General features: G+C 36.5%; 7 protein-coding genes. 3 read left to right on the top strand and 4 right to left on the bottom strand.

Going from position 1 to position 7571, the window contains the following annotated elements; all coding sequences use genetic code 11:
• Positions 1-355: 355 nt before the first annotated feature.
• A complete protein-coding gene (locus KO502_RS03770; protein WP_216021229.1) occupies positions 356-778 on the top strand; it encodes a hypothetical protein in 423 nt (140 codons plus the stop codon).
• 75 nt (positions 779-853) lie between these two features.
• Here the strand turns inward: KO502_RS03770 and KO502_RS03765 are convergent, their stop codons facing one another.
• Together KO502_RS03765 and KO502_RS03760 are read right to left on the bottom strand one after the other, a co-directional pair.
• Positions 854-1486, bottom strand: coding sequence for an alpha-ketoglutarate-dependent dioxygenase AlkB (locus KO502_RS03765; RefSeq protein WP_216021228.1), 633 nt, complete (start codon positions 1484-1486; stop codon positions 854-856).
• Between the two features lie 18 nt (positions 1487-1504).
• The gene (locus KO502_RS03760) at positions 1505-1918 is read right to left on the bottom strand and encodes a VF530 family DNA-binding protein (protein WP_216021227.1); all 414 of its coding nucleotides are present in this window, start codon (positions 1916-1918) and stop codon (positions 1505-1507) included.
• Between the two features lie 348 nt (positions 1919-2266).
• Here KO502_RS03760 and KO502_RS03755 point away from each other — a divergent pair, with 348 nt between their 5' ends.
• Both KO502_RS03755 and KO502_RS03750 read left to right on the top strand, forming a co-directional pair.
• Positions 2267-3154: a hypothetical protein gene (locus KO502_RS03755; protein WP_216021226.1), complete on the top strand. Its 888-nt coding sequence runs from the start codon at positions 2267-2269 to the stop codon at positions 3152-3154.
• A 77-nt stretch (positions 3155-3231) separates the two neighbouring features.
• Positions 3232-4176, top strand: coding sequence for a hypothetical protein (locus tag KO502_RS03750; RefSeq protein WP_216021225.1), 945 nt, complete (start codon positions 3232-3234; stop codon positions 4174-4176).
• Between the two features lie 65 nt (positions 4177-4241).
• On the opposite strand, the gene KO502_RS03745 is transcribed toward KO502_RS03750, so the two are convergent.
• A complete protein-coding gene (locus KO502_RS03745) occupies positions 4242-5129 on the bottom strand; it encodes a DMT family transporter (RefSeq protein WP_216021224.1) in 888 nt (295 codons plus the stop codon).
• 210 nt (positions 5130-5339) lie between these two features.
• Positions 5340-7445 carry an ATP-dependent DNA helicase RecQ gene (locus KO502_RS03740; RefSeq protein WP_216021223.1) on the bottom strand — a complete coding sequence of 702 codons (2106 nt, stop codon included), beginning with the start codon at positions 7443-7445 and terminating at the stop codon, positions 5340-5342.
• Between the last annotated feature and the right edge of the window lie 126 nt (positions 7446-7571).

The raw sequence follows: 7571 nt of genomic DNA, 5'->3' as shown, positions 1-7571 counted from the left end.
TGGAATTAGAAACGCCTTTAGGCAAGGCATTGATTGTAGAGAATGGTTGTTCATTCTCAAAATCAATAACGCGGCATAAAGCGTTTCTAAACCAGTCCTTGGGGAAGACTGAGCAAATCATACCCTGCGTTACATTTCTTTTTAAGGGAACAACCCTTGATAAAAAAAGGTGCCTTGGTTATGAATCGCTCAGGCTTCCTGAAACGAGCATCTTCAAGTGGAACGGGTATAAGCCCGAACACAATTTGCTTCTAGTTGTTTACAAACTACAACAATTTCACTTCTGCTTTTTACTTATATTATTCCTATCGGTTTTATAACACTTAATTTAGTGCGATTAACTAAGGGAATCAATATGTCAATACAACTCGGATCTTCAAGTAGCTTTAGCCTATTAACAAATATAAAAAGCATTCTGCCTATCGCTCGAAAATCAAGCGTATTAGCAACAGCTTCGCGTGCAGATTTTAGTGACATATTAACCACAATACAAAAACGTATTATTAAACAAAATGCTGATGAGAAAAGTATTGATGCTGATTTTACCGTTTCAAGTTCGCTCTACCCTGAAACTAAAAGCTTCTTACAACAAAAATCCGTTGAAATGTATATGCATAACAATGGTGCTTATCACTCTGATATCCGTCCTGTTGAGCGTAATGACATTAATAGAATGGATAAGAGAAGTGACATATCGCCATTAACCGCTAAACAGCTCGATACCTTTAATAGTCTAATGACACCAAGAAATAACTCTTATCTACATTTAAGTGCATAGATTAGGCATATAGATTGAGAGTATAACTATTATATAGGCGACTGATTTACAGTACGAACTAACAAGTGACTGTTGTTATGTTAGCTCAGGTTTATCAATAGTTCTAAAGGTAAGGTTTATTCGAGGCTCAGTCACTGTTTTAGTTGGCGGTAATCTATGTAACCAATATTGTTGAGTACTACCTTTCATCACTAACAAACTACTGGGCTTTAATTGTAGCGCAATAACTTGTTTTGAGTATTTATGTTTAAAAGCGAACTTTCGCTCAGCGCCAAAACTAAGAGATGCAATTGCGCCTTGCTCCTTTAAGTCATCTTCACCATCACTGTGCCACGCCATACCTTCCTCACCTGAATGGTAAAGGTTTAATAGGCACGAGTTATAGGTTTCGCCACTATGCTGTTCGACTAACTTCTTAAGGGTGAGTAACTCTGCAGAGAAAGGTAGGGAATAACGGGTTACCCCAGAATAACTATAAGAAAAAGGCTTTCCGCCAATAGTGTCAGCGCACCAAGCGACTTTTCTTTTAGTTTCAATTATCTTGCCCAAAACCATGGCTTGGTCGTGTTGCCAAGGCATGGTGTTTAATAATTGAGTAAAATAAAAGTCGCTATCTTGATCTGATATTATTTCACCGTAATAAAGTACTTCACCATCAAACGGCAAAATACTTATGGGCTGTTCTAATACTGAGGAAAATAAACTCATAGTAGAATAAGTGAGAACTTATCTGTTGCCCCAAGGATTAGCTGGGCTTGAGGCTAATGCTCGTTTTCGGGTTTTCTCTGCTTGTTTAACACGTAACTCTTCCGCATCTTCAAGACTTAACTCTTTCGGCGGCCTTTGCTCTAAGCCCGATGGTACAATGCGGTCACGCGGCGGTAATTCAAAATTAGCATCATCAGCTTTCGGTAAGCTGTGATATTGATACATATAAAAAGCTTCTACTTTTTCTTGCGCCCAAGCCGTTTTCTTTAAAAATTTCATGCTCGACTCAATACTCGGGTTTTGTTTAAAACAGTTTAAATTCATGTATGCTGACAAAATTTCAAAGCCATAATGATCAACTAAAGTAGTTAATACTGTTTCAAGGCTAGTGCCGTGTAGTGGGTTATTCTTATAAATATCTTTGTTGATCATCATTTTTCCTAAACGGTCTAATAAGGCACTTTATTTTCGAAGACGCTGTTTTTTGAAGGTATCAGTTTTCGGTTTTTAGCGTAATGAGCTAATTATACCATTTGCCACAATGATGTCATGACAATTACTTATAGAATACCCAAACAAGAATTAAATAACACAATAAATGATTACTTATTTTTTGACAGATACTGTAATGTTTAAATTTACATTATCACGATAAAATACGAAAATAATATAGTCCTTTTAATTTGCGCTAATCATTATCAACAGTGTTACTTAATATTCTTCAATAAAGACTATTAAAATAAGGGCCTCCAAAGAAAATATTTAGCATAGCGAGTAGTCATGTTATCAAGGTTATTTAAAGTACAACCTGTGGTTGATGAAGCCAATCAACAGTGGATTTTCGATTCCTTTGCTTGGTGCGTTGCACAATTAAAGGATAACTCTTTCCAAACTTGTCCTCAGTTAATTTTAACCGAAACACTTTATCCAAAAAATATCCGCTGCACTGAAGCAATTGCTGAAAAAGTGTTAATTAGTATCTGTCAATACACTGGCATACCTTCATCGTTAATAACGCTAACACCAGTTGATTACTTTCCTCAACACTCGTTAATGGAACAGGAAATTAATAATTTAACCCATAGCAGTATAACAAAGGCAATCAAAAAGCCTTTTTTTGCTACAACTTTTTACAATGAAAATCATCTTTCCGGTTCTAACAAAGCCGATAAAAACACGAGTAAGACACTCGATATCCCTTATCATTCGAGCCAAGTTGAGCAGCCTGATGAATTTATAACGTATTTAGTAAAAGTACAGCTAGACTATTTAATTAAGCAAAAAGGTATACCTACACCGCTTAGACATAAAGGTTATCAACAAACATCAATTACAACGATTGACTTAATTGCTTGTTTTATGGGCTTTGGCTTCATTTTCACTAAAACTGCTGAATCGTTAAATGTTGCAACTGAAATCAATGAAAAAAATAAAGCAAAAATGAATTTACCTAGCGCTGAATTAATTTATGCTTTGGCTTTGTTTTGCGCAATAAATGATTGCGATATAAAAAACTTAAAGCAAGAATTTTCGTCTGATTTATATAAGCTATTTGTTAAGGCTTACAAAGAAGTTTCGCTGTATTTACAAAAAACTAATAACCCTGCGCATATGCTTAAACAAGTTAACCATTTCGCTGCCCTTAAGCGATATACAAGTAAAGTTTAACTTAATGACTTTTAATTATCGGCTAGTGTAAACTGTACTTGAAAATTATCATTCATTTAAAGTGGCCAACTATATAAATGCTATCAAACCTTTTAAAAATAAAATCGTTAAAAACAAATATTTTTAATACGAAGCCTGTTGTTGATGAAGACAGTCAGGCATGGATTTTTGATACTTTTGCATGGTGCATAACCCAACTTGACGGTGAGTTTTTTAAAGAGGATAGTCAGCTGATATTACCTAATAATAGCTTTTATCCTGGTAGTGCAAGTAGCGTTGAAGAAATGGCTAATGCTATTTTCACTAATACCACTAAATATACGGGTATGAACACTTGGCCATTAAGGCTTGTTACTACGCAAAATTTTATTCAAAAGCCAATGCCGAAATTAACATTATCAACTCGCCTGCGTGGTGAAAATGCAGTAATAAGTATTCAGGATTTCACAACCGATACCGCAGTAAGTTATAGCTTCCAAGGAGAAAGTTTTGAAGGGAAGAGCTTTGCAGGTGAGAAAATTGTGCCTACTATAGATATAGCTTTTCATCAAAGCCAGCTTAATCAGCCACAAGACTTAATTGCTTATCTAGTGCAAATTCAAGCGAAAATACTGGTTAATCAATTTACTGCAAACACTCACAATACAACGGTGATGACTCCACCAGGCGGAAAGGCTGCATTACCACAGACGATAGATTTAGTCGCCTGCTTTATGGGGTTTGGAGTTATTTTTGCAAATACCGCATATCAGTTTAAAGGGGGGTGTGGCTCTTGTAATAATAGAAATTTAAACAGAACGGCGGCATTACCTGAACTAGAAACCGTATACGCATTAGCTTTATTTTGTGTCATAAAAGGTGAATCGTTAAAAGTTGATAAAATGAAACAGGTAAAGAAAACCTTAAAGCCTCATTTAGTTAAACCTTTTCGCCAATCGGTTAAAGAAATAACACTGTACTTAGCGCAAACAACAAATACTACACATGCCAAGTTAGCAAGTTTTGCTGCTAAAAATAACTAAGAATGAGAGTTAAGAACAAAAGCGCTTAAATTACTTATTTTCGTGATAAAAACTGCTCAATTAAATTAACGCTTCCACAAAACATTGATTAAAGCACCAATCATAATCAAGCTGCCGCCAATAATAGTCGTAAGTATTGGCACTTCACCAAAGTACGCCCACCCTATAGCCACCGAAAATATTATTTGCACATAAGCATAAGCACTAGCTTTGTTAGCATCAGAGCTATTAAATGCTTTAGTTAAACCAACCTGCCCTACTTGCGTAAATATGCCCACTAAAATAAGTAAACCTACTGCAGTTAAGCTAGGTACAACAAAGTCATCACCTAACAATAAAACCGAAATAGGTAAGGCAACTAACGGAAAATAAAAAATAATTACCGAGCTATCATCTGTTTTAGTCAGTTTTTTCACTAATACATAAGCCACAGCACTACCAAGAGCGCCCAAAATGCCAGCGCCAATACTTAACCAAGAATATTTAGACGTACTATCCACAAGTAAGGTGTCTACTGATAATGTATCTAAAGGCAATTCATTAGCTTGCATCGTTAATTGCATGTTTGGTTGAATAATTATGAACAAGCCTAACAAGCTAATAACAATACAAGCCATGGTTGAGCGCTGTATGACTTCTTTCAAAAAGAGCAAAGCTAAAATAGCGGTGAAAACGGGATGCAAATATTGTAGAAGTGTCGCTTCAGCTAAAGGCAACGTGGTAACAGAGTAATAAACAAATATTAAGGTAAATGCGCCGACTAAACCTCGCGCCAAAAGTAACGGCTTGTTATTTCCCCAAACGGTAAGTTGCTTTCGTTTAATATCAGCATAACTAAGAATTAATGAAACAATTGCTCTGGCGGCGACAATTTCAAGCACAGGGATCCCTAAACTACTTACCTCTTTTACACAGGCAGACATTAAGGAAAAACCTAATGCAGAAAGCAGCATGTACCAGACACTCATGGGAACAGAATTTTTTATAGTCGTGAACATTTAGTAGCTCAAGTTAAGAATGAGAGAATAAGATCGAATAAATATATTATACATTAGAGTAGATACTCAAACCTTTCTTTATGAATAATTAACTGATTTTAACGATACAATGACGATGTAAACTCAATAAGCATTGATTGTCTGTAATCAGTTAGTACTTCCATTTTAAAGATCAAGATTCAAGCTTTGCAGTTTTTCGCGGATAGCTTGATAGCGCTGTTGTTCACAAAGTCCAAAACCAGGTAATTGCCTTACTTTATTACGTCCAAACAAAGGTACTGTCATGCCGGCAAAAAATCGACAATAACTTTCTAGCGATAGTGGTTGGTTTATTTTCCCTTCTAGTCGTTCAGATAATGCCGTTATAGCTTGCTGTAGCGCCTCATCACTTGGCCATGCAATATTCGTTTGTGAATGTTCAAGCACTGCAACTTGTCCTCGACAAACACTACAATGTCCACATTTGGGTGTTGATTTAGTATTAGTGGTTTGTTGCTGCCCTAGCTGTCGTGCATCAAACTGTTTGTCATCAAACTGTCTATCATCGAAGTAACGCGCTAGGTTAACCGTTAAACAACTATCAAGTTCAAAAAAGCGTACCAAGGTAGCAATACGCTTTATTTCTTTTTCTTCGTTGTCTTTAAAATAATCACTCAAGGTTTGACATAAACTTGGATCGGCTAACTCATTAAGGTTAACGTTAAACACTTCAGTCATGCCTCTGGTTTCAAGCACGATAAGTTGTTGCTCTTGTAAATATTCCAAGGCTGCAATAACGCGGTTACGGTCAATACTCTTATCTTGCAATAAAGTCTCGAAATTTAAACTTCCCCATACTTTTTTAAAGTCGGTGGCGTTAAATACTCGCTGTAAAAAGTCTTTACGTTGACTGTTAAAGCTATTGAGGATTTCATCTTTCGGTTTTAATAACTTAATTTTAAAGTCAGCAAAATAGGCATATTGAGGCTCAATTACACCAGCTAATTCAAGCTGCACTAATAAGGTTTTTAACGGTAATTGTTTAATATTAACGGCGTTAGATAATGGCAGTATTTGTAACTCCCACTTTCCTTCAGGTGAGCCTTGAGCGTCATTAGCATAAGCATTGGTAATAACTTCATCTTTGATTGAGTTAAGTAACATTTCAATACCAGCGTACTCTGGCGTGTCACCATACACGAAGTTTTCAACGGTAGTTAAACCATCAAGATTCGCAAGAGTAAAACAGTACGATGGCTGACCATCTCGACCTGCGCGTCCTATTTCTTGGCTGTAATTTTCAATAGACTTTGGCAAGTCGTAATGAATAACAAAACGAATATCACTTTTATCAATCCCCATACCAAAAGCGATAGTAGCAACAATGACTTGAACTTTATTGTCCATAAAGTCTTGCTGAATTTGGCTACGGGTATCACTATCAAAGCCCGCATGATAAGCACAAGCATTAATTCCTTGCTGTGTTAAGTATTGTGCAACGCTTTCAGCACTATGCTGCAAGGTAACATAAACAATGCCAGCCCCTTGTTGCTGATGGATAATATCTGATAATAATTGGTTCTTTCGAGGCTCGCCTTTGTTTACTTCAGTAACGGATAGCTCAGTAACAGGAATAACGCTTAAATCTAAATTGGCTCGATAAAATCCTGTTTGTACAATATGTTCGTGACTTATTGCAAACTTAGCAGCCATGTCTAATTTTACTTTACGCGTTGCTGTAGCGGTAAGTAATAACACCAAAGGAATGTTTAACGCTCGGCAATAGCTCGGTAATTTCAAATAATCAGGTCTGAAATTATGCCCCCATTCAGAAATACAATGTGCTTCATCAACCACCAACATAGACACAGGTACAGATTCAATAAATTGTCTAAAACGTTCATTCTTAAAGCGCTCAACCGACACCATTAATACTTTAATGTCACCACTGCGCACACCAGCCATCACTTCTTGGGCTTCATTACCTTTTAAAGTGGAATCAATACTCGCTGCTTTTATACCTTTACTGGCAAGAAATGCCAATTGATCTTTCATCAAAGCCAATAAAGGGGAAACAACTAGAGTGAGATACGGCAAGTGCAATGCTGGTAATTGATAACACAGTGACTTACCAGATCCGGTAGGAAAAATAGCTAAAGAAGACTGGCCATTTAGTAGCTGTGAGATGGTTTGCTCTTGCCCTGGACGAAACTGATCAAAGCCAAACGTTTGCTTTAAGGCGCTATGTAATTGTTGTGAGTCAGTAGCTTGTCCATGCTGTTGGCTTATCATAAAGTTCCTAGAGAAATAATTTTAAGTAAGTGAGCTTGTTGTACAGAAAACACATTTCAGAGCAAGGCGCTAAATTGACCAATAGCTGGCTATTGGGATTGAGAGCAACGCAGCTCTGGAGTATTT

Source organism: Colwellia sp. E2M01 (genome assembly GCF_018860585.1).
GTDB lineage: Bacteria > Pseudomonadota > Gammaproteobacteria > Enterobacterales > Alteromonadaceae > Colwellia.
Note: the sequence above shows the minus strand (reverse complement) of the source record. Positions and strands in the feature narration are given on the sequence as shown.